The sequence below is a fragment of the Roseivivax lentus genome, from assembly GCF_900156805.1.
GTDB classification, from domain to species: Bacteria; Pseudomonadota; Alphaproteobacteria; order Rhodobacterales; family Rhodobacteraceae; genus Roseivivax; species Roseivivax lentus.
The window spans coordinates 370,540-394,843 of the sequence record NZ_FTOQ01000002.1; the positions used below are offsets into that span (position 1 = coordinate 370,540).

Below are 24,304 nucleotides of genomic sequence, written 5' to 3' on the forward strand. Positions count from 1 at the left end.
AAGACCCATGATGCTGACCGAAGAGACACTCGTGCCGGATACGGCCCTTCCCGTGGATGGCCTGAAGCGGCATCTCAGGATGGGGTCGGGCTTCGCCGAGGACGACGTGCAGGACGCGGTCCTGACGGGGTTCCTGCGCGCCGCCATGGCCGTGATCGAGGGCCGCACCGCCAAGACGCTGCTGGCCCGCGACTTTCTGCTCAGCGTGTCGCGCTGGGCCGCGCCCGACGCGCAGCCGCTCGGCACCGCACCGGTGCAGACGCTGGGCAGCGTGACGCTGATCGACCGGCACGGCACGTCGAGCCTTGTCGCCCCCACCGCCTACCGGCTGGAACGGGACGCGCAGGTGCCGCGGCTGCGTTCCATCGCCAGCTGCCTGCCGGGCATTCCCGCAGGCGGCAGCGCCGAGGTTCGCTTCACCGCCGGGTATGTCGCCGAGTTCGGCGATCTGCCCGCGGACCTGGCGCAGGCGGTGCTTCTGCTGGCCGCACATTACTACGAATACCGCGACGAGACCGCGCTGGGCGAGGGCTGCATGCCCTTCGGTGTGACCGCGCTTCTGGCGCGCTACCGCCCCGTGCGGATCGGATTCGGCGCATGAGCGGCGTGCGGCTGAACCGCCGTCTGACGCTGGAGCGCGAGGCGGCCGTGCCGGATGGCGCGGGCGGACGCAGCGCGGCCTGGGCGGCGCTCGGCACGATCTGGGGCGAGATGACGCCGCGCTCGGGCCGGGAGACGGCGATCGAGACCGGCACGCTGTCGCGCGCGGGCTACCGGGTGAAGGTGCGGGCGCTGCCCGAGGGCCATGGCGCCCGGCCCCGCGCGGGCGACCGGTTTCGCACCGGCACGCGGCTTTTCGATATCCGCGCGGTCCAGGAGGCCGGCCCCGCCGCGCGATACCTGATCTGCACCGTCGAGGAAGAGGTGACGCCATGAGCTATGCCCTGTCCGACGCGCTGCAGGAGGCGCTTTACACCGCGCTTTCCAGCGATCCGGGTCTCGCCCTCGAGGTGGGGGGGCATGTCTATGACGCCCTGCCCACCGGGCCGTTGCCGGAGCTGTACGTCGCGCTTGGCCCCGAGAAGGTGCGCGATGCCTCCGACATGGGCGCCCACGGCGCCTGGCATGACCTTTCGGTGATCGTATCGACCGATGCGGCGGGCTTTCGCAGCGCCAAGCGCGCCGCGGCGGCGATCTGCGACGTGCTCGACGACGCGGCGCTGCCGATGACGCGCGGACGGCTCGTCAGCCTGCGCTTCCTCAAGGCCGACGCCAAGCGCCGGTCCGGCGATACCCGCCGCATCGAGATGATCTTCCGCGCCCGCGTGGACGACGAGTGAACCCTTAGAACGGAGTGACGGACATGGTTGCCCAGAATGGCAAGGACCTACTGATCAAGGTGGATCTGACCGGCGACGGACAGTTCCACACCATGGCGGGCCTGCGCGCGACGCGGATCAGCTTCAACGCCGAGCAGGTCGACGTGACCTCGCTCGAAAGCCAGGGCGGCTGGCGCGAGCTGCTGAGCGGGGCGGGCGTGCGCACCGCGGCGATCTCGGGCTCGGGCATCTTCCGCGATGCCGATACCGACGAGCGCGCGCGGCAGATCTTCTTCGCGGGCGAGACGCCGCAATTCCAGGTGGTGATCCCGGATTTCGGCACCGTGACGGGACCGTTCCAGGTCACCGGGCTCGAATATGCGGGCACCCATGACGGCGAGGCCACCTACGAGGTCTCGATGGCCTCGGCCGGTGTCGTGAACTTCGTCGCGGCGGCGAGCTGAGCGCATGGAGAACCCCTGGCGCGGTGAGGTCGAGATTGTGATCGACGGCGAGGCGCGGCGCATGCGCCTGACCCTCGGCGCGCTGGCGGAGCTCGAGGCGACGCTCGGCGCGGACAGTCTCGTGGCGCTGGTGGAGCGGTTCGAGACCAGCCGCTTCGCCAGCCGCGACGTACTCGCCCTGATCGTGGCGGGGCTGCGTGGCGGGGGCTGGGACATCCGCCCCGACGCCATCGCCCGCGCCACGATCGAGGGCGGACCGCTCGCGGCGGCGGAGGCGGCGGCCCAGCTTCTGGCCCGCGCCTTCGCCGCCCCGGGGCCGGCATGAGCCCGGGGCATTTCGACTGGCCGCAGCTGATGCGGGCGGGCCTGACGCGGCTGGGACTCAAACCCGCCGAGTTCTGGGCGCTCACGCCCGCCGAATTGCGCCTCATGCTGGGCGAGGGCGCGGGGCCGCAACCCCTGGGGCGCGCGCGGCTGGACGCGCTGATGGCGGCCTTTCCCGATGACATGGACAGGAGCGAGACATGACAAGCGATATCGACGGACTGGAGGCGGAGCTGGACGCGCTTGATGCCTCGCTGTCGGGAGCGGCCACCATGGCGGCGGGCTTCAATGCCGAGATGCAGCGCATCCACGAGACCTTCGCTCAGACCGGCGGCGGCGTGCGGCGGCTGCAATCGGCGCTGTCATCGGGGCTCTCCTCGGCGATCGACGGGGTGGTGCTGGACGGGATGAGCCTGACCGCGGCGCTGAACGAGGTGGCGCAGGCGATGATCAACACCGCCTACAAGGCCGCCGTCGACCCTGTCGCGGATCACCTGGGCGGGCTTCTGTCGACCGGCGTGAACAGCGTTTTCGGACAATATTCGCCCTTCGCCAAGGGCGCCTCCTTCGCGCAGGGCCGGGTGATGCCCTTTGCCAATGGCGGCGTCGTCTCGGGGCCGACGACCTTCCCGATGCGGGGCGGCACCGGCCTGATGGGCGAGGCGGGCCCCGAGGCGATCATGCCATTGGCGCGCGGCCCCGACGGCAAGCTCGGCGTGCGGGCAGGCGGCGGCGGGGGCGGCGGTGCGGTGCATGTGACGATGAACATCTCCACGCCCGACGTGCAGGGCTTCCAGCGCAGCCAGAGCCAGATCGCCGCGCAGATGAGCCGCGCGCTGTCGCGGGGCGGGCGCAACCGCTGAGACCGCCGCAACCGGCGAGACCAACGACAACGAAAGGGACGGGGCCATGGAGTTCCACGACGTCAGATTTCCCGCGCGGCTGAGCTTCGGCTCCATGGGCGGGCCCGAACGCAAGACCGAGATCGCCATCCTCGCCAACGGCTATGAGGAGCGCAACACGCCCTGGTCGCAATCGCGCCGGCGGTATGATGCGGGCGTGGGGTTGCGCTCGCTCGACGATGTGGCCGAGGTCGTGGCCTTCTTCGAGGCGCGGCGCGGGCAGCTCTACGCGTTCCGCTGGAAGGACTGGTCGGATTTCAAGTCCTGCCGGCCCTCGCGCGAAGTGCGGTTCGAGGGCCAGATCATCGGCTACGGCGATGGCGCGACGACCGAATTCCAGCTCATCAAGACCTATCGCTCCGGCGCCAATACCTATGCCCGGCCCATCGACAAGCCGGTGCCGGGCAGCGTCCGGGTCGGCATGCACGACACCGAACTGCGCCAGGGCGTGGCCTTCACGGTCGATTACGCGCGGGGCCGCGTCACCTTCGCCGAGCCGCCGATCACCGGCATCGCCGTGACCGCCGGGTACGAGTTCGACGTGCCGGTGCGCTTCGACGCCGCCGCGATCCAGACCAGCGTGGCGAATTTCCAGGCCGGCGAAGTGCCCTCGATCGCGGTCGTGGAGGTGCGGGTATGACCGGCGACGCGGCGGCGCTTTATGCCCATCTCGGCACCGGGACGACCCATGTCGTGCGCTGCTGGGAGGTGATCCGCAGCGATGGCGTGCGGCTGGGCTTCACCGATCACGACCTCGATCTCGCCTTCGACGATCTGGTCTTCAAGGCTGAAAGCGGGCTCACCGCGCGTGCCCTCGAACAGGGCACGGGGCTTTCGGTCGACAATTCCGAGGCGATGGGCGCGCTGTCCGATGCCGCCCTGTCCGAGGCCGATATCGAGGCCGGGCGCTACGATTCCGCCGAGGTGGTCGCGTGGCTCGTGAACTGGCAGGATGTCAGTGCGCGGCAGGTGCTGTTTCGCGGCCATATCGGCGAGATACGCCGTGCGGGCGGTGCGTTCCAGGCCGAGTTGCGCGGCCTTTCGGACAAGCTCAACCGGCTCGTGGGGCGCATCTACCAGCGGCCCTGCACCGCCGTTCTGGGTGATGCGACCTGCACCTTCGATCTGACGCAGAGCGGGTTTTCCTGGGAAGGCGCCGTGACCGGCGTCGCCGAGAACCGCAAGCTCGTCCTGCCCGCGCTGCCGCAATTCCTGCCCGGCTGGTTCGAACGGGGCCGCGCCGAGATGCTGACCGGCGCCGCGGCGGGCCTGACGCGCTGGATCAAGCGCGACGCGGTCGAAGAGGCGGGCCGGCGCATCGACCTCTGGGAGCCCTTCCGCGCCGATTTGGCGCCGGGTGACCGGGTGCGGATCGCGGCGGGCTGCGACAAGCGCTTCGGCACCTGCCGCAAGAAGTTCGATAACCTCGTCAACTTCCGAGGCTTCCCGGACATCCCCGGCGACGATTTCCTCGTCGTGCATCCAGCCAATGCCTCGAACAAGGCGGGGGGCAGCCGCAGATGAGCATCGAGGATGACATCGTCGCCGCCGCGCGCGGCTGGATCGGCACACCCTACCGGCACCAGGCGTCGCGCGCGGGCGTGGGCAGCGATTGCCTCGGGCTCGTGCGCGGCGTCTGGCGCGAGGTGATGGGCTGCGAGCCCGAGGCCGTGCCCGCCTACAGCAACGACTGGTCCGAGCCGCAGGGCATCGAGACGCTCTGGGCGGCCGGGCGGCGCAACCTGCAACCTGCCGCCCCGGGCGCGCCCGGACCGGGCGAGGTGATCCTGTTCCGCATGCGCGAAGGTGCGGTGGCCAAGCATCTCGGCATCGTCTCGGCGGGGGCGCCGCAGCCGCGCTTCATCCATGCCTATTCCGGCCATGGCGTCGTCGAATCGGCCCTGACCCGTCCCTGGGCGCGGCGCATCGTGGCGCGCTTTACCTTTCCCGACAGACCGTAAGGACAGATCCCATGGCGACGATACTCCTCTCGGCGGCGGGTGCCGCGTTCGGCGGCTCGGTGGGCGGCTCCTTCCTGGGGCTGTCGATGGTGGCTTGGGGGCGCTTCGCCGGGGCCACGCTCGGCCGAGCGATCGACCAGAGCCTGATGGGCCAGGGATCGGAAAGCATCGAGACCGGGCGCGTCGAACGCTTCCACCTCGCCAATTCCGGCGAGGGCCGCGCGATTCCGCAGGCCTACGGGCGCGTGCGCGTCGGCGGGCAGGTCATCTGGACCACGCATTTCACCGAAAAGACCAGGACCGAGGGCGGCGACAGCGGCAAGGGCGCCCCCGCCACGCCCGAGATCACCACCTATCACTACTCGATCAGCATGGCGCTCGCGCTCTGCGAGGGCGAGATCGCGGGCGTGTCGCGGATCTGGGCGGACGGGGTCGAGATCTCGGCCGAGGATCTGAACATGCGGGTCTATCCCGGCACGCGCGACCAGCTGCCCGACCCGAAGATGGAGGCGGTCGAAGGCGTGGGCGAAGTGCCCGCCTATCGCGGCACGGCTTATGTCGTGCTGGAGGATTTCAAGCTGGAGGATTTCGGCAACCGCGTGCCCCAGCTTTCCTTCGAGGTTTTGCGCCCGAACCAGGCCGCCGACGACATGCCGGCGCTGCTGCAGGGCGTCGCGCTTCTGCCCGGCACCGGCGAATACGTGCTGGCCACCACCAAGCAGTATTTCGAGGGCGCGAGCGGCGGCTCCTCGGCGGCGATCAACGTCAACACGCCCGCCGAAGTGCCCGACATCGTCCAGTCGCTGGGCACGCTCGCCGACCAGGCCGAGAACTGCAACGCGATCTCGCTCGTCGTGAGCTGGTTCGGTGACGATCTGCGCGCGGGGCAATGCCAGATCAAGCCGAAGGTCGAGCAGAAGCAATACGAGGCCAAGGACATGAAGTGGAAAGTCTCCGGACTTTCCCGCGGCGCCGCCGAAGAGGTCGCGAGGATCGACGACACGCCGGTCTATGGCGGCACGCCCGCCGACAAGTCCGTCGTCACCGCGATCGAACGGATGAACGCGGAGGGCCGCGCGGTCATGTTCTATCCCTTCATCCTGATGGAGCAGCTCGAGGGCAACAACCTGCCCAATCCCTATGGCGGGCTCGGCCAGCCGCCCCTGCCGTGGCGGGGCCGGATCACCACCGCGCGCGCGCCCGGGCAGGACGGCTCGACGGACGGGACGATCCTTGCGCGCGCCGAGGTCGAGGCGTTCATCGGCACGGCGCGGGCATCGGATTTTCGGGTCGAGGGACGCGGCGTGGTCTATACGGGCCCCGATGAGTGGTCTTTTTCGCGCTTCATCCTGCATTACGCGACGCTGACCAAGGCCGCGGGCGGGGTCGACGCCTTCTGCATCGGCTCCGAGCTGCGCGGGCTCACGCAGATCCGTGATCATCAGGGGTTTCCCTTCGTCGAAGCGCTGCGCGATCTGGTCACCGAGGTGCGCAGCATCGTCGGCCCCGACGTCAAGCTCAGCTATGCCGCCGACTGGTCGGAATATTTCGGCTACCGGCCCAATGATGGCTCGGGCGACGTGCTGTTCCATCTCGATCCGCTCTGGTCGCATCCGCAAATCGATTTCGTCGGCATCGACAATTATACATGCCGATCAGCGACTGGCGCGACGGGCGCGACCATGCCGATGCGGCCTTCGGACGGATCCACAACCTCGAATATCTGGATGCCAATATCGAGGGCGGCGAGGGCTTCGACTGGTATTATTCGAGCCCCGAGGCCGTGGCCGCGCAGCGCCGCACGCCCATCGTCGACACCGCCCATGGCGAGGACTGGATCTTCCGCTACAAGGATATCCGCTCCTGGTGGGAGAACAGCCATCACGACCGGATCGGCGGCGTGCGCCAGAGCGCCCCCACCGACTGGATCGCGCAGTCGAAGCCCATCTGGTTCACCGAGCTCGGCTGTCCCGCGGTCGACAAGGGCACCAACCAGCCCAATGTCTTTCTCGATCCGAAATCGTCGGAAAGCGCGCTGCCCCGGGCCTCGAACGGGCAACCGGACGAGGATATCCAGCGCCAGTACCTGCGCGCGATGCACCTGCACTGGACCGATCCCGCCAACAATCCCGTCTCGGGCGTCTACGAGGCGCCGATGCTGGACATGTCGCGCGCCTTCGTCTGGGCCTGGGACGCGCGGCCCTATCCGTGGTTCCCCGCCCTGACCGAGCTTTGGGCCGATGGCGACAATTACCGCCGGGGGCACTGGATCACCGGGCGGCTCTCGTCGCAGCGGCTGGCGGATGTGGTCGCGGCGATCTGCGAACGGGTGGGCGTCACCGACTACGACGTGTCGGACCTCGTGGGCATGGTGCGCGGCTATCTGGTGCCCGACGTGGCAGATGGGCGGCGCGCGCTGCGGCCCCTGATGCTGACCTACGGGTTCGACGCGGTGGAACGCGACGGCCTGCTGGTCTTCCGGATGCGGCAGGGGCGCGACGTGATCGCGCTTGATCCCGCGCGCATCGCCGAACATGGCGATCTGGCCGAGGGCGACCTTATCCAGACCCGCGCGAGCGAGGTGGACCTCTCGGGTCGCGTGCGCCTGCATTTCCACGAGGCCGAAGGCGATTACGACACCGTCGCCGAAGAGGCAGTGCTGCCCGACGACCGCACCCATGCGGTGGCCGACAGCGAGGTCGCGCTGACGCTGACCCGCGCCGAAGGCCGCCAGATCGTCGAGCGGTGGCTCGCCGAGGCGCGCATCTCCCGCGACAGCCTCAAATTCGCGCTGCCGCCCTCGCGGCTGCAGGTGCGGGCGGGCGACGTGGTGGCGCTGCCCGGGCCCGGCGGTCCGATCCACGCGCGCGTCGACCGGGTGGAGGTCACCGACCGCCAGCTCATAGAGGCGGTGCGCATGGAGGACGACGTCTACCAGCCCGCCGTGACCGCCGATGTGCCGCCGGGCCTGACCCGCTACGTGCCGGCGGTGCCGGTGACTCCGGTCTTTCTGGACCTGCCGCTGCTGACCGGGGACGAGGTGCCGCATGCGCCGCATTTCGCAGCCCACGCCAATCCCTGGCCCGGGCCCGTCGCGCTCTATGCCTCCCCGAGCGACGCGCAATACCGACTGAATGGCGTCTTTCCGGGCCGCGCGATCATGGGCGAGACCGAAACCGATCTCGCCGCCGCGCCTTCGGGCCGGATCGACCGGGGCGCGCCCTTGCGGCTGCGGCTCTATTCCGGCGCGATGCAATCGGTGACCGATGCCGCGCTTCTGGGCGGGGCCAATGCGCTGGCCATCGGCGACGGGTCGAGCGGGCGCTGGGAGGTGCTGCAATTCCGCGACGCCGAGATGCTGTCGGCGGATGTCTGGCAGATCGCGCACCGGCTGCGGGGGCAGGCGGGCAGCGACGGTGTGATGCCCGATATCTGGCCTGCGGGATCGCTGGTCGTGCGGCTGAACGGCGCGCCCGAGCAGATCGACCTTGCCTCGAGCCAGCGGCGCCAGGAGCTGCATTTCCGCATCGGCCCGGCCAGCCGCCCCCTCACCGATCCGAGCTACATCTACCGGATCGACAGCTTCGAGGGGATCGGCCTCAGACCCTACAGCCCGGTGCATCTCGGCGCGACGCTCGACGGCGCCGATCTCCGCGTCAGCTGGATCCGCCGCAGCCGCATCGACGGCGACGACTGGACGCTGGCGCAAGTGCCCCTAGGCGAGGAGAGCGAGGCCTACCTCGTGCAGATCTGGCGCGATGGTCTCTTGCTGCGCGAGGCGGAGACGAGCCTGCCGGTCTGGACCTATCCCGCGGCTCTGCGCGCGGCGGATCTCGCGGGTGGGCCGGTGGAGCTGCGCGTGGCGCAGGTCTCTGCCCGGTTCGGGCCGGGGCCCTCGGCGGCGATGATGATCGCGGCCTGATCTGGCCGAATGCCGGGGCGTCTTCGATGCTGTTCGCGATATCGAAGGCACCCCGGCGGAGGTGCTGCGCGCATCGACACGCTGGCAAAGACGCTTTCGCGAGGTGGGCGCGACCGGGGCGAAGCGGAATGCGGAACGTCCGTTATCCCGCGCAGTCCACGCAGCGCCGTGCGGTTGGATCAAGCTCCAGCCGCGCGACCGCGATCTCGTCGCCGCATTCCTCGCAATAGCCGAATTCGCCCTCGGCGATGCGCCCGAGCGCCAGCTGCAGCGCCCGCCGCATCCGGTCCCGGCGCCCCTGCGTCGCCTTGGCCATGGCCTGGCTTTGCAGCGCGTCCATACGGCTCAGCCGACCCACCGATTGCTGATCCAGCGCCACCACCGACTGCCCGTCGCGCCCCAGCCGGTCCTCTTCGTCGAGTGCCGCGAGGCGCGCCTCGATCAGCGATGTCCACCGTTTCTCGCGGGTCGCACCCATGGGCCCAAATCCATCACAAGGCTTTGCGTTTCACGACAGGCAGCCTATCTGGTAAGCTCGTCGCGTCAAAGGAGACGGATATGGCCGAGACGAAAACGAACCTCGCGATCCTGGACCCGGTCTGGGCCCGCATCATGGACGAGGCGCAGGAGGCCGTGGATGCCGAGCCGCTACTGGGCGGCATGATCCACTACTCGGTCCTGCATCACCCCACGATCGAGCGCGCGCTCAGCTACCGCACGGCGGTGAAACTGGCCTCGGGCGAGATTTCCGAACAGATCCTGCGCGAGATCTGCGACGAGGCTTATGCCTCGGACCCCGAACTCGCGCTCGCCGCGCGGGCCGATATCGTTGCGGTCTACGAACGCGATCCGGCCTGCCACCGCTTCCTGCAGCCGCTGCTGTTCTTCAAGGGCTTCCAGGCGATCCAGGCCTACCGTGTGGCCAACTGGCTTTATCGGCAAGGCCGCCGTGATCTGGCCTATCTGTTCCAGATGCGCTGCTCCGAGGTTTTCGGCGTGGACATCCATCCCAATGCCCGGATCGGCCGCGGCATCATGATCGACCACGCCCATTCCATCGTGATCGGCGAAACCGCCGTTGTAGGCGACAACGTCTCGATGCTGCATTCCGTCACGCTGGGCGGCACCGGCAAGGAAGAGGAAGACCGCCACCCGAAGATCGGTGACGGCGTTCTGATCGGCGCGGGCGCGAAGGTGCTCGGCAATATCCGTGTCGGGGATTGTTCCCGAATCGCGGCGGGCTCCGTGGTCCTCGAAGAGGTGCCCAGCTGCAAAACCGTGGCCGGTGTGCCTGCCCGCATCGTCGGCGAGGCGGGCTGCGCGCAGCCCTCGATCTCCATGGACCAGATCCTGCGCTCGGGCGCCTGAGCGTCAGTCCTTGAGCGCGGCGACCAGCCGCGTCAGCAGATGCGAGCCGTCCTCCAGCGCGAGGCGGCGCGTATCCACGCTCAGCGTCAGGCTGACGCGACCCTCGCGCCCGGCAAGACCGAGCGCGGCATCCACACCCTCCGCCGGAACCGGATCGACGCCGTCGAGGCCCGCACCGCGCAAATCCGTCACGGAGATCGTGTGGCCGGGGGCGATGGCCGCGACCAGCGGCGCGATCTCCGTTCCGCTGTCCGGTGCTTGGTCGAGGACGCGCCGCAGGATGACGAAGCGCGGAGCCGCCGCTGCGGCGAGCTTGGGCTGTGCGGCCTCGCTCGGCTGCGCGTCGGCGCCTCCCTCGGGAATATCGCGCGCCACGACCCGCCCGCCCGGGCCGCTGCCGGTCACCTCTTCCAGCACCACGCCGCGCGTCCGGGCCAGGTGCCGCGCATAGGGAGAGGCGGGCCGACGCGCGCGCATCACCCGGTCCCGACGAGGCTGACAATGTCATAAGGCGCCTTCGGCACCGCGCCGCGCGCCAGTGCCGCGACCGCCGCATCCAGGTCCCGGCGATGCGCCGCGATCCATTCATAGGCGTCCTGGTGCGAGGGCCGATCGCCGGGCCGCAAGCCGCCCATGAGGCATTCCGGCACGAAGGCCTCGCCCGAGGCGGTGCGCACGCGATAGGCCTCGCGGGCGACGTCGCGGCCCAGCACCTCGACCCGGCTCATCTGTAGAGAACCGCGCGCGCCGCGGCCACGACCTCTGCCGCGTCGGGCAGCGCCGCCGCTTCGAGCCCGTCGGCATAGGGCCGCGCGACATCCGCCGCAGCAAGGCAGGTGACCGGCGCGTCGAGCATGTCGAACGCCTCGCGCATCAGCACCGCGCTGACCTGCTGGCCGATGCCGCCGCGCGGCCAGCCGTGATCGACCACGACGCAGCGATGCGTCTCGCGCAGGCTGGCTGTGAGTGCATCCGTGTCGAGCGGCGCGAGGCTGCGCAGGTCGATCACGTCGGCGGCGACGCCCTCCGCCGCCAGCAAATCCGCGGCCTCCAGCGTCGCACTCATGCCAGCACCGTAGCTCACCAGCGTCACGTCGCCCCCCGCGCGCCAGCGCCGGGCGCGGCCGAACGGCACGAGGTGATCCACGCCTTCGGGCACCGCGAAGGGCTGCCCGTAAAGCGCGTCGTTCTCGAGGAAGATCACCGGGCCCGCATCGCGGATCGCGGTCTTCAGCAGGCCCTTGGCATCCGCCGCGCCGTAGGGCGCCGCCACCTTCAGCCCCGGGATCTGCGCCGCCCATGCGGCCATGTCGTGGCTCAGTTGCCCGCCCATCTGACCGACCGCGCCATGGGGCCCGCGAAAGACCACCGGCACCGAGAGCGCGCCGCCGGTCATCGCCGCCGTCTTGGCCGCCGATTGCACGATCTGGCTCGCGGCCTGCAGCGCGAAGGCGAGGTTCCGGAACGCCACGACCGGACGCAGCCCCGCCATCGCGGCCCCGACGGCCAGCCCCGCGCCCCCCTGCCAGAGCGGCGGCGCCGCGACCACGCGGGTCCCGCCGAAGCGCTCGATCAACCCTTGCGTGACGCTGTAGCCGCCTTCGGCCGCGCCCATATCCTCGCCGATCAGGAAGACGCTGTCGTCGCGCGCCATTTCTTCGGCCAGCGCGTCGCGCAGGGCGTCGCGCAGGGTGGTCTGGACGGTCCTCACACCCTCCGGCCAATCCGGATCGACCGCCCGGGCCGGGCTGCGCATCGGCGCCGGATCGCGGGTTGGCGCCACGGGTTGCGGGCGCGCCGCCGGTGCCTCTACATCCGTCTGCTCATCGGCCAGCCGCGCGATGGCCGAGCCGACGGCCACGCCAGCGGTGCCGTTACCGACCAGCAGCTCCGCGATCCGGCCCGCCTCCGGCGCCTCGATCTCCAGCGTCGCCTTCTCGGTCTCGATTTCGGCCAGAAGATCGCCTTCCTCCACCAGATCGCCGGGCCGCACCATCCATTGCCGCAGCGTCGCGACCTCGAGCCCGGGCGAGACCTCGGGCATGGGGATCCACCGCGTCATCGCGTCGGCCCTCCGGCATCGCGCATCTCGCGCAGGGCGGCGGGATCGGGCAGCGGCGCGTTGCCCGCCTCTTCGGCGGCGGCGGCCATCTCCGCCTTGATCTCGCGGTCGAGCACCTTCAGCCCGGCGGCGTCTTCGCCTGCCGCGATGAGCCTCTGGCGCAGGTTCTCGACCGGGTCCCGCTCCGCCCTTACGCGGCGCATCTCGGCGTCGGTCATCGCCTTGTCGGCTGCGGCCAGCGCGTGGCCCCGGTAGCGATAGGTCATTATTTCGAGGCAGACCGGCCCCTTGCCCGCGCGGATATCGAGGACCGCGCGGTCGGCGGCCTCGGCCACCGCCAGCACGTCCATGCCGTCGACCATCCGGGCGGGCAGGCCATGGGCCTCGGCGCGGGCGCGCAGCGACGTCGCCTTGGGCGTGCGGTCCTGGCCTGGCGCCGCGGCGTTATTCTCGATCACGAAGAGGATCGGCAGCGCCATCTGCGCGGCGAGGCTGTAGGCCTCGGCCACCTGGCCCTGCCGTGCCGCCCCGTCGCCATAGCTGCAGACCGTCAGCCCGCGCGCCTTGCGGTAGGCCTGCGCGAAGGCGAGCCCGGTGCCGATGGGCACCTGTTGGCCGGGGATCGCGTGGCCGCCATAGAAACCCGCGCCCGGATCGGCCATGTGCATCGACCCGCCCCAGCCACCGCAATAGCCGGTGGCGCGGCCCATCAGCTCGGCGAAGAGGCGCACGGGGTCCATTCCCGCGGCGATCATCTGCCCGTGGCAGCGATAGGAGGCGATGCGCGCATCGCCAGGGCGCAGCGCGGTCTCGAGGCCCACGGCCACCGCTTCCTGTCCGATCGAGAGGTGACAATAGCCGCCGATCCGCCCCATGCCGTAAAGCTGGCCCGCCTTCTCCTCGAAGCGGCGGATGCGCAGCATCGCGCGCAGGTGATCCCGCCAGGTTTGAAGCGTGTCGCTGTCCGGGGCAGAGGGCATGTCGGTCGGGCCTTGCGGTCATATTGTTGCGCGAAACCTAGGCCCTCGCGCAGCAATCGGCAATCAGCAATTGGGCACGTTCACCGCGAGCCCGCCAAGCGCGGTCTCCTTGTACTTCTCGGACATGTCCGCGCCCACCTGCCGCATGGTCTCGATACAGGCATCGAGCGGGACGAAATGCTGCCCGTCGCCTCTCAGCGCCAGCGAGGCCGCCGAGATGGCCTTGATCGCGCCCAGCCCGTTGCGCTCGATGCAGGGCACCTGGACGAGGCCGCGCACCGGGTCGCAGGTCATGCCGAGATGATGCTCGAGCGCGATCTCCGCGGCGTTCTCCACCTGTTCGGGCGTGCCGCCCAGCACCGCGCAGAAGCCCGCCGCCGCCATCGCCGAGGCCGCGCCCACCTCCGCCTGGCAGCCCGCCTCCGCGCCCGAGATCGAGGCGTTGTACTTCACCAGCCCGCCGATCGCCGCCGCGGTCAGCAGGAAGTCGGGCAGGCGCGTGCGGCTGGCCCCCGGCACATGATCGAGCCAGTAGCGGATGGTCGCGGGCACCACGCCCGCCGCGCCGTTGGTGGGCGCCGTGACGACCTGCCCGCCGGCGGCGTTCTCCTCGTTCACCGCCATCGCATAGGTCGAGATCCAGTCGTTGATGGTATGCGGCGCGCTCAGGTTGCGCCCGTGCTCGGCCTCGAGCGCCTGCCGGATGGCGCGCGCGCGGCGGCGCACGTTCAGCCCGCCGGGCAGATGGCCCCCCGCCTCGAGCCCGCGGTTCATGCAATCCTCCATCACCTCCCAAAGCCGCGCGATCCCGGCCTCGAGGGCGGCGGGTTTGTGGCGGGTCAGCTCGTTGGCGCGCTTCATCCCGGCGATGCTCAGCCCCGATGCGCGCGCCATCTCCAGCATCTCGGCGGCGCTCTTGAACGGGTAGGGGACGGGCGGGCCGTCGTCGGTGTCGCGCCCCGCCTCCAGCTCCGCCGCGGTCAGCACGAAGCCGCCGCCGACGGAATAATAGACCTCCTGCAGCAGCACGTCGCCCTGGGCGTCGAGCGCCTCGATCCGCATGCCGTTGGCGTGCCCGGGCAGCGCGGTGTCGTAATCGAAGCGCAGGTCGCGGGCCGGATCGAAGGCCAGCGGATCGAGCCCGCCGGGGCGCAGCGACTTCTCCGCGCCGATCCGGGCCAGCTCCGCCTCCGCGGCGTCTGCGTCGTAGCTTTCCGGCACGAACCCCGCGAGGCCGAGGATGACCGCGCGGTCGCTCGCATGGCCAACGCCGGTGAAGGCCAGCGAGCCATGCAGCGAGGCGCGCACGCCATGAAACGCGTAATCCGCCCCGCGCATCGCCTCCAGGAACCGCGCCGCCGCCACCATCGGGCCCATCGTGTGCGACGAGGACGGGCCGATGCCGATTTTGAACATCTCGAAGACGGACAGGAACATGCGATCTCTCCGGGGTTGGCGAATCGAGCCGACCCTAACAGGCCAGCGGTGGACCCGCGTCCGGAATGCGGCACCGGCGCGCCGATTGCGCCACCCGGAGCAGCGAATGCGTGGTATTTGGCTCTCGCCCCCGCGCCCTCTTGGTCCTATAAGGGCCGCGCTGCAAAAGGAGCCCCGCATGTCCGGAGAACTCTCGCCCATCGACAAGGCCAAATACGTCGCCGCCAAGACCGCCGCCGATCTCGTCGAGGACGGCATGCGGGTGGGCCTCGGCACCGGCTCGACCGCGGCCTGGCTGGTGCGCTGCCTCGGCGAGATGGTGCGCGAGGACGGGCTGAAGATCCGCGGCGTGCCGACCTCGACCCGCACCGCGGAACTCGCCCGCGAGGTCGGCATCGAGGTGATCTCGCTCGACGAGGCGCGCTGGCTCGACCTCACCATCGACGGCGCCGACGAGTTCGACGCGGAGCTGAACCTCATCAAGGGCGGCGGCGGCGCGCTCCTGCAGGAGAAGATCGTCGCCACCGCCTCCGACCAGATGGCGGTGATCGCCGATGCCGCCAAGGAGGTCTCCGCGCTGGGGCATTTCCCGCTGCCCGTCGAGGTCGTGCCCTTCGGCTGGCAGACCACCCAGACCCTGATCGAGGAGCTCCTGATCTCGATGGACGTGATGGGGCGCAAATCCTCGCTGCGGATGACCGGCCAGCGGCCCTTCATCACCGACGAGGGCAATTACATCATCGACCTGCATCTGGGCCGCATCGGCGATCCGCGCCAGATGGCGCTGGTGCTGAACCAGATGCCCGGCGTGGTCGAGAACGGGCTCTTCATCGACATCTGCGACAAGGTCATCATCGGCTACGGCGACGGCCGCTGCGAGATGCGCGACATCAACGAAGGCACGGTCAGCGAGACGCGGCTCGATTTCGTCGAGGACGACAACCTCTTCTCGGACATCTGATCCATCTGATTCATCCGCGCGTCCCACCGCGGGACGCGGGCGCCGCGCCCCTCACGATCGGACCCCAAATACCTCCGGAGAGCGCGAGAGGCAGCGCCTCTCGCCGGCTCCGGGCGGGTCTTCATGGCCCGCCCGGGGCCGCGACGCGCGCCGCAGGTCGGCCCGGGCCAAGACGTCTGGCCATCGCCCGGCCCATGTGGTCTACACCCTCGGAACGACGAATGAGGAGGCCCATGAGCGATTTTGACTATGATCTGTTCGTGATCGGCGGCGGCTCCGGCGGTGTGCGCGCCGCGCGGGTGGCCGCGGGCGAGGCGGGCGCGAAGGTGGCGCTTGCCGAAGACAGCCGCTACGGCGGCACCTGCGTGATCCGCGGCTGCGTTCCGAAAAAGCTCATGGTCTTCGCCTCCGACTTCTGCCACGCGGCCGAGAATGCCCGCGGCTACGGCTGGCAGATGGAACAGGGCGGTTTCGACTGGTCCGTCTTCTCGGGCCATCTGCGCAAGGAACTCGACCGGCTCGAAGGCGTTTACAAGAAGCTCCTCGACGGCTCGAATGTCGACCGGTTCGACCGGCGCGCCCGGATCAAGGATCCGCATACGGTGGTGCTGGACGACGGCACCGAGAAGACCGCCAAGCACATCCTCGTGGCGACCGGCGGGCACCCCGTTCGGCCCGATCTGCCCAATGCCGGGCTCGGAATGGTCTCCGACGACATCTTCCTCATGGAGAAGCTGCCGAAATCCATCCTGATCGTCGGCGGCGGTTATATCGCCTGCGAGATGGCCAATATCCTCGCGGGCCTCGGCGTCGACGTCACCCTCTACGTGCGCGGCGCGCAGGTCCTGAACGGCTTCGATGACGAGGCGCGCGGCCTCATCGCCGAGGCGATGGAGACCCGCGGCATCGACATCCACACCGGCTCCAACATCGTCGAGATGCGCTGCGCCGAGCCCGAGGATTACGACAGCGCCGAGGGCGAAGGCATGGGCGCACCGGTGGAGGATCGCGGCGCGATCGTGGGCGACAGCGGCATGGGCGGCGCGGATTCGGACGAGGCGAGCGAGCGCAAGGGCCCGATCTGGGTCAAGGCCACCAATGGCCGCGAGAAGATCTTCGACGCGGTGCTCTTCGCCACCGGGCGCAAGCCCAACACCGCCGATATGGGCCTCGAGGAGGTCGGCGTGACGCTCGGCCGCGGCGGCCAGATCGAGGTGGACGAATACAGCCAGACCTCGGTGCCCTCGATCTACGCCATCGGCGACGTGACCGACCGGGTCAACCTGACGCCGGTGGCGATCCGCGAGGGCATGGCCTTCGTCGAGACCGTCTTCAAGGGCAACCCGACGCCGGTGGATCACGCGCTGATCCCCTCGGCGGTCTTCACCCAGCCCGAACTGGGCTCGGTGGGCATGACCGAGGCCCAGGCGGCCGAGCAGGAGGAGGTCGAGATCTACTGCACCTCGTTCCGCCCCATGCACACGGCCTTCATCGGCAAGCCCGACCGGGTGCTGATGAAGCTGATCGTCTCCAAGGAAAATCGGAAGATCCTGGGCTGTCACATCGTCGCACCCTCCGCGGGCGAGATGATCCAGCTCGCCGGCATCGCGGTCAAGATGGGCGCGACCAAAGAGGATTTCGATCGCACCTGCGCGGTGCATCCGACCATGTCGGAGGAAATCGTCACGATGCGGAACCCGGTGCGCAGCGCTTGAATTGCGCACCGGGCCTCCCAGTTTTACAGCAATGAATTCTGCTAGAATTGAAGGGAAGACACCACATGGCAGGCAATAGCGGCGGCCCATGGGGCGGCGGCGGGCAATCCGGCGGGGATAAGGGTCCCCAGCGTCCGCAAGGCGGCGGCGGCGGCGGCGGACGACGCCCCGACAACAACCAGATGCCCGAAATCGACGAGCTGGTGCGCAAGGGCCAGGAACGCCTGCGCGTCCTGATGGGCGGCAAGGGCGATGGCCGCAACGGCACCGGCGGGTCCAGCGGCGATGGCGGTCCGCAATTCGGACGCGGCACGGTCATCCTCGGCCTTCTCGCGGTCGTCGGGCTCTGGCTCTGGTCCAGCGTCTACACGGTGCGCCCCGAAGAGCAGTCGGTCGAGCTGTTGCTCGGCGAGTATTCCTCCACCGGCAGCCCGGGTCTGAATATTGCGCCCTGGCCGGTCGTCTCCTACGAGGTCATCAACGTCACCTCCGAGCGGACCGAGAATATCGGCATGCGCCGTGGCCGCGACGGCGACGGGCTGATGCTGACCACCGATGCCAACATCGTGGACATCGAGTTTCAGGTCGTCTGGAACATCAAGGATCCGGCGCAGCTTCTGTTCAACATCCGCGACCCGCAGCTGACTGTGCAGGCGGTATCCGAATCGGTCATGCGCGAGATCATCGCGGCCTCGAACCTCGCACCGATCCTCAACCGGGACCGGGGTCTCATCGCCGACACCGCGCTGGCCAACATCCAGGAGACGCTCGACGAGTACGAATCGGGCATCAACGTGGTGCGTGTGAACCTCGACCAGGCCGACCCGCCCGCCGAGGTGATCGACGCCTTCCGCGAGGTCCAGGCGGCCGAACAGGAACGCGACCGCCTGCAGCGCCAGGCCGATGCCTATGCCAACCGCGTCCTCGCCGAGGCGCGCGGTGAAGCCGCCCAGACGCTGGAGCAGGCCGAAGGGTACCGCGCCCGCGTGGTGAACGAAGCCATCGGTGAGGCCTCGCGCTTCATCTCCGTGGCCCAAGAGTTCAACCAGGCACCGGAAGTGACCCAGCGCCGTCTCTACCTCGAGACGATCGAGCGGACGCTCGGCAGCATCGACAAGATCATCCTCGACGAGGCCGGCGGCGACGGCGGGCAGGGCGTGCTGCCCTATCTTCCGCTGAACGAGCTGAACCGGGGCCGCACCCAATCCGGAGGGTCGAACTGATGAGTAAACTCAACATACTGATCGGCGCGGCTGTCCTGGTCGTGGTCGGTATCCTGTCGGCGATCTTCATCGTCGACGAACGGGAAAAGGCCCTGGTCCTGCAATTCGGCCAGATCAAGCAGGTCCGCGAGGAACCGGGCATTGGCTTCAAGGTGCCCTTCATCCAGGAAGTTGTGAAATACGACGACCGCATCCTGTCCCTCGACACCGACACGATCGAGGTCACGCCGTCCGATGACCGCCGCCTCGTCGTGGACGCCTTCGCGCGCTACCGCATCGCCGACGTGGTGCAGTTCCGCCAGGCCGTGGGCGTGGGCGGTATCCGCGCCGCCGAGGATCGTCTTTCGTCGATCCTGAACGCGCAGATCCGCGAAGTCCTCGGTGCCGATCAGGTCACTTCGGACACGATCCTGTCGGAAGAACGCCGCGGTCTCGCGGTGCGCATCCTGAACCAGGCGCGCTCTGAAGCCATGAGCCTCGGCCTGCAGATCGTCGACGTCCGGCTGAAGCAGACCAACCTGCCGCAACAGAACCTCGATGCGACCTTCGCCCGGATGCGGGCGGAACGGGAACGGGAAGCGGCCGACGAGATCGCCCGCGGCAACGAGGCGGCCCAGCGCGTGCGCGCCGCCGCCGACCGAACCGTGGTCGAGACCACCTCGCAGGCCAACCGGGAAGCCGACATCGTCCGCGGTGAAGCGGATGCGGAGCGGAACCGGGTCTTCGCCGAAGCCTTCGGTGACAACCCCGAATTCTTCTCGTTCTACCGCTCGCTCGCGGCGCTCGAACGCTCCCTCCAGCAGGACAATTCCACGCTGGTGGTCTCGCCGAACAGCGAATTCGTCGGCCCGCTCTTCGAGGCGATCCGTGCGGAGGGCCTCTCGGCGGTGGCGATCTCGAACACCGATATCGAGCGCCTGCGCCAACTGGCGCCCGAGGTGCAGATTTCGCCGGACCTGCCGGACAGCGCGCGTGACCAGCTGACGCCGCCGACGGATTCGGATGCGGACACCACCACCGAGGTGCCGCTCGGGGCCACGCCCGACGACGAGGGTGCGGCCACGCCGGAGGCGTCGCCCACGACCGAGCCCGAGGCATCGGAAGCGACGAACTGATTCCATGTCGGGCGACACCATCCTGGTGATGCTCGCAGGAGCACTGATCGTGGAGGGGCTGGCCTATGCGCTGGCCCCTTCGCTTGTCGAGCGCCTGCTCGAGGCGCTTTCGGCCATGCCGCTCGACCAGCGCCGGACGCTGGGCCTCGTGACGGTCGCGACGGGCATCGTGATCCTGTGGTTCGCGGTCTGACCGTGCCCACGCTGCTTTCCGACGCAAGGACGCCCGGGGGCGGTGCCCGGCGCCGGGCGATATCGGGACCCGTCCAGCCAAGAGACCCCGCCGAACCGTTCCGGCAGGCGGCTGGACATCCCGCTTCCGGCCCCAAACCAGCGGCCCCCGCATCAGAAAAGCGCGTCACAAGCCGGTGACCGGCATCATCGACCTTTGAGACCCGGACGAAAGCGCCTATCTTGAGGGCAAGCGATGCAATGCGGCCTGCCGCATGCCCCAGTGTTCACGAAAGGAAGTCTCGATTTGACCGCACATGTCTCCGTCCGGACCCGCGACATGCGTCCCGCATTCCGCATGTTCTGGCTCGCCAGCCTCTCGATGATCCTCATCCTCGCGCAATCGGTCTTCGCGAGCGCCCAGGGCAATGCGCCGCGCAGCTTTGCCGACCTCGCGGAGCGCATCAGCCCCGCAGTCGTCAACATCACCACCGAGACCACGGTCGCGGGCCGCACCGGGCCGCAGGGCATCGTGCCGGAGGGATCGCCCTTCGAGGATTTCTTCCGGGAATTCCAGGACCGCAACGGCGAGGGCGACCGCCCGCGCCGGTCTTCCGCGCTGGGTTCGGGCTTCGTGATCTCCGAGGACGGCTTCGTGGTCACGAATAACCACGTGATCGAGGGCGCGGACGAGATCCTGATCGAGTTCTTCTCGGGGCAGGAACTGCCCGCGACGGTCGTGGGCACCGATCCCAACACCGACATCGCGCTTCTGAAGGTCGAGGCGCCCGAAGCGCTGCCCTTCGTAAGCTTCGGCGACAGCGACACCGCGCGCGTGGGCGACTGGGTCATGGCGATGGGCAACCCGCTCGGACAGGGCTTCTCGGTCTCGGCGGGCATCGTCTCGGCGCGCAACCGGGCGCTGTCGGGCACCTATGACGACTACATCCAGACCGACGCCGCCATCAACCGCGGCAATTCGGGCGGGCCGCTCTTCAACATGGACGGCGACGTGATCGGCGTGAACACCGCGATCCTGTCGCCCACCGGCGGCTCCATCGGCATCGGCTTCTCCATGGCCTCGAACGTGGTCACCCGCGTGGTCGACCAGCTGAAGGAATTCGGCGAGACCCGGCGCGGCTGGCTCGGCGTGCGCATCCAGGACGTCACCGAGGACGTGGCCGAGGCGATGGGCCTCGCCTCCACCAACGGCGCGCTCGTGACCGATGTGCCCGAGGGCCCCGCGATGGAAGCGGGCATGAAGTCCGGCGATGTCATCGTGAAGTTCGACGGGCGCGACGTGATCGACACCCGCGGCCTCGTCCGGCAGGTCGGCAACACCGCTGTGGGCAAAGCGGTCCGCGTGGTGGTCAACCGCGACGGCGCCACCGAGACGCTGATGGTGACGCTCGGCCGCCGCGAGGAAGCCGAAAGCGCAGAGGCGCAGACCTCCGGCCCGGAAGACGCGCCCGAAGCGCCCGCCACGGCGGATATCCTCGGCCTCACGCTCGCGCTGCCCACCGAGGAACTGGCCCAGGAGTTCAACTTCGACGCCGACACGCAAGGACTGGTCGTCACCTCCGTCGACGAGACCAGCGAGGCTTTCGAGAAGGGTCTGCGCCCGGGCGACGTCATCACCGAGGCCGGCCGCGCCTCCGTGGCCGAGATCGCCGAGCTCGAGGCGCAGATCTCCGCGGCGCGGGATGCGGGCCGCAAGTCGATCCTCCTGCTCGTCCGCCGGGCCGGCGATCCGCGTTTCGTCGCGCTGAGCCTCGAAGACGAATGATCCCGGCATGGGATCGGATGAAAGGGCGCCTCCGGGCGCCCTTTTTCGTTTCGGGGCAGGGCGGTTGCAGCTTCACTCTGATCGCGACGGAACACGCGGCACCAAGCCCGCGCCTCGTTGGCCGCCGACACCCGATGACGTTGAACCGGTCCCCGCGCAATGCCGGGCGCGCCGGCGTTGCCCGTGGCCGATCAGGGACCCCCCGGGCGGAGCCCCCGCGCCGTCAGGCCGGCGGACGCGGCACCGCGATGAGACCCAGGTCCCGCGCGGTCTCGAGCGCGAGCTTGTCGCTGTCGAGTCCGCGGTCGCGCTGGAACGCCGCGACGGCGGCCCGGGTCTGCGGATCGAGCCGTTCGGTGATCGCGCCGCCATAATACCCCCGCGCGGTCAGGGCGCGCTGCAGCGTGGCGATGAATTCGGGCGTGTAGGCGGGCGGGCAGGGCGCCGGGAAACGCACCTCTTCGCGCGGGCGCACCAGACGCGGCACGGGCGCGTTGCGATAGATCGGCGCGCGCACCAGCGTGCCGTCCTCCGCACGTACCTCGGGTTCGACCAGCACCTGACCCGGCACCTGTTCGTAGACTGCGGGCGTGCGTTCGGTGGCGTAACAGCCGCCCGCAGGATCGGGCCGCGAATCGTCGTCGCCAAGCCCCATCGTGTTGAAATCGGGCCGCGGGGCCGCATCCTGCGGGGGCGCCATGGGCGTGCAGGCGACGGCAAGCACGAGGCCGCCCAGGCAGACGGAAGTGACCGCGATGCGGGTCATGGATGGACGGGGCCTCTGCTCTGCCTCTCTTGCGCGCGAGCCTAGCCTGTTTCGCCCCTTTGCGAAAGCGCCTCGGGCGCGGCCAGAAGCCGGTCGAGCAGGGGCGAGATATCCTCGATCTCCTCGGCGATGACATGGGTCACGCTGTTGTCGCGCTGCAGCCGCCCGGTGACCCGCAACATGCGCCCCGCAATGACCGCGCGGCGGAAGCGTTCGTAGATGCCGCGCCACACGATGACGTTCACCACGCCGGTCTCGTCCTCCAGCGTGACGAAGATCACCCCCTTGGCGGTGCCGGGCCGCTGGCGCAGGATGACCAGCCCGGCCACCGCCACGCGCGCGCCCTGCGGCGGCCGGTCCAGCCGGTCCGCGGTCAGGCAGGAGGGCGGGCGCGGCCAGTCCGCCTGGTCCGGCGGCACGGTATGGGAGGGCAGGATCTGCATTGGAACATTTATAGAACATTCGTGACGGAAGGCAATCCGCGGCCTCAAAGCCCTTTATCCCGTCGAAACCCTCGCCTATGTCCCACGGGAATGCATTCCGAGGGAGACCCGTCCATGGCGAAAATCACCTATATCGAGCATAACGGCACCGAACACGTGGTCGATGTCAGGAACGGCCTGACCGTCATGGAAGGCGCGCGCGACAACGGCATTCCCGGCATCGAGGCCGATTGCGGCGGCGCCTGCGCCTGTTCGACCTGCCATGTCTACGTGGACCCCGCCTGGGTCGACAAGCTTCCCCCGAAGGAGGACATGGAAGAGGACATGCTCGATTTCGCCTTCGCGCCGGATCCCGACCGCTCGCGCCTGACCTGCCAGCTCAAGGTTTCCGACGCGCTCGACGGTCTCGTGGTGCAAATGCCCGAAAAGCAGATCTGAGCGATGCGCGGCGCGGTCTTCGCGGCGCTGCTCACGGGGGTGGCCGGTGGCGCCGGTGCGGCGGAGATTGCCGCGGCGCGCTATGACGGGCCGACCACGCGCTACACCCACGGCGTGCTCGGCGACGCCGTCGAATACGAAGACCTCGTGGTGACGCTGTCGGACGGGCGGACGGTCACCGCGCATTGGGACGCACCGATGCTCTTCGAGGATACCGCGCCGCGGCTCGCGGATGTGGATGGCGACGGCAAGGCCGAGGTGATCGCGGTCGAAACCCACGAAGCGCGCGGCGCGCGGCTGGCGATCTGGCACTGGGACGGCGCGGCGCTCACCCATCTCGCGACCGGGGATTTCATCGGCCGGACGAATCGCTGGCTGGCACCGGCCGGTGTCGCTGATCTCGACGGGGATGGCCGGATCGAGATTGCCTATGTCGACCGCCCGCATCTCGCCCGAACCCTGCGGCTCTTTCACATCGAGGGCACCGGCCTGACCGAGATCGCCCGCGCCGAGGGCCTCAGCAACCATCGCATCGGCTGGGACTACATTATCGGCGGCGCGGCAACCTGCGCGACGCCCCCGGCCCTCATCCTCGCGCGCGGGAACTTTTCGGACCTTGTCGCGGTCACCTGGAACGGCGCGGAGGTGGCGATCCGAACCTTGGCCCCCTTCTCCCGCGAGGCCGCCGAGGCCGCGCGCCGCTGCGACTGATCGGCCGCACCCGCCGTCCATCCCTTGCCGCGCCCCGCGTCCCGCTACGGCCATCCGCGCCAACCGGTCCCGTTCCGGGCGCCACAACCTTGCGCTTGCCTCTTTCCAAATACCGCCGGGGGTGAATTGGCCGACAGGCCAAGAGGGGGCAGCGCCCCCTCCGCCCGCGCCGCGCGCACCACGCTGGGATCGCTTACGGGTCACCCGAAAAAAGAAACGACCGAGCCGCCGCCAGC

Annotated in this window: 27 protein-coding genes and 1 pseudogene; 20 read left to right on the forward strand and 8 right to left on the reverse strand. The window is 69.4% G+C overall.

The window, feature by feature from the left end; translation table 11 throughout:
* The first annotated feature begins 7 nt into the window (after nt 1-7).
* The 11 genes and pseudogenes from BW990_RS05375 to BW990_RS05425 all read left to right on the forward strand — a co-directional run bounded on the left by BW990_RS05375 (nt 8) and on the right by BW990_RS05425 (nt 8,892).
* Nucleotides 8-601, forward strand: coding sequence for a head-tail connector protein (locus BW990_RS05375; RefSeq protein ID WP_076445757.1), 594 nt, complete (start codon nt 8-10; stop codon nt 599-601).
* The gene (locus BW990_RS05380) at nt 598-936 is read left to right on the forward strand and encodes a head-tail adaptor protein (protein ID WP_076445759.1); all 339 of its coding nucleotides are present in this window, start codon (nt 598-600) and stop codon (nt 934-936) included. The genes BW990_RS05375 and BW990_RS05380 overlap by 4 nt, the downstream gene beginning before the upstream one ends.
* Nucleotides 933-1,340 carry a DUF3168 domain-containing protein gene (locus tag BW990_RS05385; RefSeq protein WP_076445761.1) on the forward strand — a complete coding sequence of 136 codons (408 nt, stop codon included), beginning with the start codon at nt 933-935 and terminating at the stop codon, nt 1,338-1,340. The genes BW990_RS05380 and BW990_RS05385 overlap by 4 nt, the downstream gene beginning before the upstream one ends.
* Before the next feature lie 23 nt (nt 1,341-1,363).
* Nucleotides 1,364-1,783, forward strand: a complete 420-nt coding sequence (locus BW990_RS05390; protein WP_076445763.1) for a phage major tail protein, TP901-1 family — start codon at nt 1,364-1,366, stop codon at nt 1,781-1,783.
* A 4-nt stretch (nt 1,784-1,787) separates the two neighbouring features.
* Nucleotides 1,788-2,108: a gene transfer agent family protein gene (locus BW990_RS05395; protein ID WP_076445765.1), complete on the forward strand. Its 321-nt coding sequence runs from the start codon at nt 1,788-1,790 to the stop codon at nt 2,106-2,108.
* Nucleotides 2,105-2,311, forward strand: a complete 207-nt coding sequence (locus BW990_RS05400) for a rcc01693 family protein (RefSeq protein WP_076445767.1) — start codon at nt 2,105-2,107, stop codon at nt 2,309-2,311. Before BW990_RS05395 ends, BW990_RS05400 begins: the two co-directional genes overlap by 4 nt.
* Nucleotides 2,308-2,970 carry a phage tail tape measure protein gene (locus tag BW990_RS05405; protein WP_076445769.1) on the forward strand — a complete coding sequence of 221 codons (663 nt, stop codon included), beginning with the start codon at nt 2,308-2,310 and terminating at the stop codon, nt 2,968-2,970. The genes BW990_RS05400 and BW990_RS05405 overlap by 4 nt, the downstream gene beginning before the upstream one ends.
* Before the next feature lie 46 nt (nt 2,971-3,016).
* Entirely contained in the window at nt 3,017-3,649 is a 633-nt protein-coding gene (locus tag BW990_RS05410) for a DUF2460 domain-containing protein (RefSeq protein ID WP_076445771.1), read from the forward strand.
* Nucleotides 3,646-4,533: a DUF2163 domain-containing protein gene (locus BW990_RS05415; RefSeq protein ID WP_076445773.1), complete on the forward strand. Its 888-nt coding sequence runs from the start codon at nt 3,646-3,648 to the stop codon at nt 4,531-4,533. The genes BW990_RS05410 and BW990_RS05415 overlap by 4 nt, the downstream gene beginning before the upstream one ends.
* Nucleotides 4,530-4,970 carry an NlpC/P60 family protein gene (locus tag BW990_RS05420; protein WP_076445775.1) on the forward strand — a complete coding sequence of 147 codons (441 nt, stop codon included), beginning with the start codon at nt 4,530-4,532 and terminating at the stop codon, nt 4,968-4,970. Before BW990_RS05415 ends, BW990_RS05420 begins: the two co-directional genes overlap by 4 nt.
* Nucleotides 4,971-4,981: 11 nt before the next feature.
* A pseudogene (locus BW990_RS05425) lies at nt 4,982-8,892 on the forward strand (baseplate multidomain protein megatron).
* 142 nt (nt 8,893-9,034) lie between these two features.
* Here the strand turns inward: BW990_RS05425 and BW990_RS05430 are convergent.
* Nucleotides 9,035-9,370, reverse strand: a complete 336-nt coding sequence (locus tag BW990_RS05430; protein WP_076445777.1) for a TraR/DksA family transcriptional regulator — start codon at nt 9,368-9,370, stop codon at nt 9,035-9,037.
* Between the two features lie 80 nt (nt 9,371-9,450).
* Here BW990_RS05430 and cysE point away from each other — a divergent pair, with 80 nt between their 5' ends.
* Complete coding sequence (gene cysE / locus BW990_RS05435; RefSeq protein ID WP_076445779.1) at nt 9,451-10,260, forward strand: serine O-acetyltransferase; 810 nt, start codon at nt 9,451-9,453, stop codon at nt 10,258-10,260.
* Nucleotides 10,261-10,263: 3 nt separating this feature from the next.
* On the opposite strand, the gene BW990_RS05440 is transcribed toward cysE, so the two are convergent.
* From BW990_RS05440 to BW990_RS05460, 5 genes are all read right to left on the reverse strand, one after another.
* Nucleotides 10,264-10,737, reverse strand: a complete 474-nt coding sequence (locus BW990_RS05440) for an E3 binding domain-containing protein (RefSeq protein WP_076445781.1) — start codon at nt 10,735-10,737, stop codon at nt 10,264-10,266.
* Nucleotides 10,737-10,988, reverse strand: a complete 252-nt coding sequence (locus tag BW990_RS05445) for a hypothetical protein (protein WP_076445783.1) — start codon at nt 10,986-10,988, stop codon at nt 10,737-10,739. The genes BW990_RS05440 and BW990_RS05445 overlap by 1 nt, the downstream gene beginning before the upstream one ends.
* A complete protein-coding gene (locus BW990_RS05450; RefSeq protein ID WP_076445785.1) occupies nt 10,985-12,322 on the reverse strand; it encodes a pyruvate dehydrogenase complex E1 component subunit beta in 1,338 nt (445 codons plus the stop codon). Before BW990_RS05450 ends, BW990_RS05445 begins: the two co-directional genes overlap by 4 nt.
* Complete coding sequence (locus tag BW990_RS05455; protein ID WP_076445787.1) at nt 12,319-13,302, reverse strand: thiamine pyrophosphate-dependent enzyme; 984 nt, start codon at nt 13,300-13,302, stop codon at nt 12,319-12,321. The genes BW990_RS05450 and BW990_RS05455 overlap by 4 nt, the downstream gene beginning before the upstream one ends.
* A gap of 63 nt (nt 13,303-13,365) precedes the next feature.
* Nucleotides 13,366-14,739 (reverse strand): L-serine ammonia-lyase, encoded by a 1,374-nt coding sequence (locus tag BW990_RS05460; RefSeq protein WP_076445789.1) that lies wholly within the window; start codon nt 14,737-14,739, stop codon nt 13,366-13,368.
* A gap of 178 nt (nt 14,740-14,917) precedes the next feature.
* On the opposite strand from BW990_RS05460, the gene rpiA reads away from it, so the two are divergent.
* From rpiA to BW990_RS05490, 6 genes are all read left to right on the forward strand, one after another.
* A complete protein-coding gene (gene rpiA / locus BW990_RS05465) occupies nt 14,918-15,700 on the forward strand; it encodes a ribose-5-phosphate isomerase RpiA (protein WP_076445790.1) in 783 nt (260 codons plus the stop codon).
* Nucleotides 15,701-15,933: 233 nt separating this feature from the next.
* Entirely contained in the window at nt 15,934-17,415 is a 1,482-nt protein-coding gene (locus tag BW990_RS05470; RefSeq protein ID WP_076445792.1) for an FAD-dependent oxidoreductase, read from the forward strand.
* 65 nt (nt 17,416-17,480) lie between these two features.
* Nucleotides 17,481-18,638 (forward strand): FtsH protease activity modulator HflK, encoded by a 1,158-nt coding sequence (gene hflK / locus BW990_RS05475; RefSeq protein WP_076445794.1) that lies wholly within the window; start codon nt 17,481-17,483, stop codon nt 18,636-18,638.
* Complete coding sequence (gene hflC, locus BW990_RS05480; protein WP_076445795.1) at nt 18,638-19,753, forward strand: protease modulator HflC; 1,116 nt, start codon at nt 18,638-18,640, stop codon at nt 19,751-19,753. The genes hflK and hflC overlap by 1 nt, the downstream gene beginning before the upstream one ends.
* Nucleotides 19,754-19,757: 4 nt before the next feature.
* Nucleotides 19,758-19,946, forward strand: a complete 189-nt coding sequence (locus BW990_RS05485; protein ID WP_076445797.1) for a DUF2065 domain-containing protein — start codon at nt 19,758-19,760, stop codon at nt 19,944-19,946.
* Nucleotides 19,947-20,264: 318 nt separating this feature from the next.
* Entirely contained in the window at nt 20,265-21,710 is a 1,446-nt protein-coding gene (locus BW990_RS05490) for a DegQ family serine endoprotease (RefSeq protein ID WP_076446362.1), read from the forward strand.
* Between the two features lie 223 nt (nt 21,711-21,933).
* Here BW990_RS05490 and BW990_RS05495 read toward each other — a convergent pair whose 3' ends face one another.
* On the reverse strand, nt 21,934-22,476 hold the full coding sequence (locus BW990_RS05495) for a peptidoglycan-binding domain-containing protein (protein WP_076445799.1): 543 nt from the start codon (nt 22,474-22,476) through the stop codon (nt 21,934-21,936).
* Nucleotides 22,477-22,517: 41 nt separating this feature from the next.
* Nucleotides 22,518-22,919: an OB-fold nucleic acid binding domain-containing protein gene (locus tag BW990_RS05500; protein WP_076445800.1), complete on the reverse strand. Its 402-nt coding sequence runs from the start codon at nt 22,917-22,919 to the stop codon at nt 22,518-22,520.
* A gap of 114 nt (nt 22,920-23,033) precedes the next feature.
* Between BW990_RS05500 and BW990_RS05505 the strand changes: the two genes are divergently transcribed.
* Nucleotides 23,034-23,357 (forward strand): 2Fe-2S iron-sulfur cluster-binding protein, encoded by a 324-nt coding sequence (locus BW990_RS05505; RefSeq protein WP_076445802.1) that lies wholly within the window; start codon nt 23,034-23,036, stop codon nt 23,355-23,357.
* Between the two features lie 3 nt (nt 23,358-23,360).
* A complete protein-coding gene (locus tag BW990_RS05510) occupies nt 23,361-24,068 on the forward strand; it encodes an FG-GAP repeat domain-containing protein (RefSeq protein ID WP_076445804.1) in 708 nt (235 codons plus the stop codon).
* The last annotated feature ends 236 nt before the right edge of the window (nt 24,069-24,304 follow it).

Coding starts and splice junctions, on each gene's coding strand:
- BW990_RS05385 (WP_076445761.1), top strand. CDS start 933: ATGAGCTATGCCCTGTCCGACGCGCTGCAGGAGGCGCTTTACACCGCG.
- BW990_RS05500 (WP_076445800.1), bottom strand. CDS start 22,919: ATGCAGATCCTGCCCTCCCATACCGTGCCGCCGGACCAGGCGGACTGG.
- BW990_RS05405 (WP_076445769.1), top strand. CDS start 2,308: ATGACAAGCGATATCGACGGACTGGAGGCGGAGCTGGACGCGCTTGAT.
- BW990_RS05415 (WP_076445773.1), top strand. CDS start 3,646: ATGACCGGCGACGCGGCGGCGCTTTATGCCCATCTCGGCACCGGGACG.
- BW990_RS05395 (WP_076445765.1), top strand. CDS start 1,788: ATGGAGAACCCCTGGCGCGGTGAGGTCGAGATTGTGATCGACGGCGAG.
- hflK (WP_076445794.1), top strand. CDS start 17,481: ATGGCAGGCAATAGCGGCGGCCCATGGGGCGGCGGCGGGCAATCCGGC.
- BW990_RS05485 (WP_076445797.1), top strand. CDS start 19,758: ATGTCGGGCGACACCATCCTGGTGATGCTCGCAGGAGCACTGATCGTG.
- BW990_RS05440 (WP_076445781.1), bottom strand. CDS start 10,737: ATGCGCGCGCGTCGGCCCGCCTCTCCCTATGCGCGGCACCTGGCCCGG.
- cysE (WP_076445779.1), top strand. CDS start 9,451: ATGGCCGAGACGAAAACGAACCTCGCGATCCTGGACCCGGTCTGGGCC.
- BW990_RS05380 (WP_076445759.1), top strand. CDS start 598: ATGAGCGGCGTGCGGCTGAACCGCCGTCTGACGCTGGAGCGCGAGGCG.
- BW990_RS05490 (WP_076446362.1), top strand. CDS start 20,265: ATGCGTCCCGCATTCCGCATGTTCTGGCTCGCCAGCCTCTCGATGATC.
- BW990_RS05450 (WP_076445785.1), bottom strand. CDS start 12,322: ATGACGCGGTGGATCCCCATGCCCGAGGTCTCGCCCGGGCTCGAGGTC.
- BW990_RS05390 (WP_076445763.1), top strand. CDS start 1,364: ATGGTTGCCCAGAATGGCAAGGACCTACTGATCAAGGTGGATCTGACC.
- BW990_RS05430 (WP_076445777.1), bottom strand. CDS start 9,370: ATGGGTGCGACCCGCGAGAAACGGTGGACATCGCTGATCGAGGCGCGC.
- BW990_RS05505 (WP_076445802.1), top strand. CDS start 23,034: ATGGCGAAAATCACCTATATCGAGCATAACGGCACCGAACACGTGGTC.
- BW990_RS05460 (WP_076445789.1), bottom strand. CDS start 14,739: ATGTTCCTGTCCGTCTTCGAGATGTTCAAAATCGGCATCGGCCCGTCC.
- BW990_RS05420 (WP_076445775.1), top strand. CDS start 4,530: ATGAGCATCGAGGATGACATCGTCGCCGCCGCGCGCGGCTGGATCGGC.
- BW990_RS05495 (WP_076445799.1), bottom strand. CDS start 22,476: ATGACCCGCATCGCGGTCACTTCCGTCTGCCTGGGCGGCCTCGTGCTT.
- BW990_RS05510 (WP_076445804.1), top strand. CDS start 23,361: ATGCGCGGCGCGGTCTTCGCGGCGCTGCTCACGGGGGTGGCCGGTGGC.
- hflC (WP_076445795.1), top strand. CDS start 18,638: ATGAGTAAACTCAACATACTGATCGGCGCGGCTGTCCTGGTCGTGGTC.
- BW990_RS05470 (WP_076445792.1), top strand. CDS start 15,934: ATGAGCGATTTTGACTATGATCTGTTCGTGATCGGCGGCGGCTCCGGC.
- BW990_RS05375 (WP_076445757.1), top strand. CDS start 8: ATGATGCTGACCGAAGAGACACTCGTGCCGGATACGGCCCTTCCCGTG.
- BW990_RS05400 (WP_076445767.1), top strand. CDS start 2,105: ATGAGCCCGGGGCATTTCGACTGGCCGCAGCTGATGCGGGCGGGCCTG.
- BW990_RS05445 (WP_076445783.1), bottom strand. CDS start 10,988: ATGAGCCGGGTCGAGGTGCTGGGCCGCGACGTCGCCCGCGAGGCCTAT.
- BW990_RS05410 (WP_076445771.1), top strand. CDS start 3,017: ATGGAGTTCCACGACGTCAGATTTCCCGCGCGGCTGAGCTTCGGCTCC.
- BW990_RS05455 (WP_076445787.1), bottom strand. CDS start 13,302: ATGCCCTCTGCCCCGGACAGCGACACGCTTCAAACCTGGCGGGATCAC.
- rpiA (WP_076445790.1), top strand. CDS start 14,918: ATGTCCGGAGAACTCTCGCCCATCGACAAGGCCAAATACGTCGCCGCC.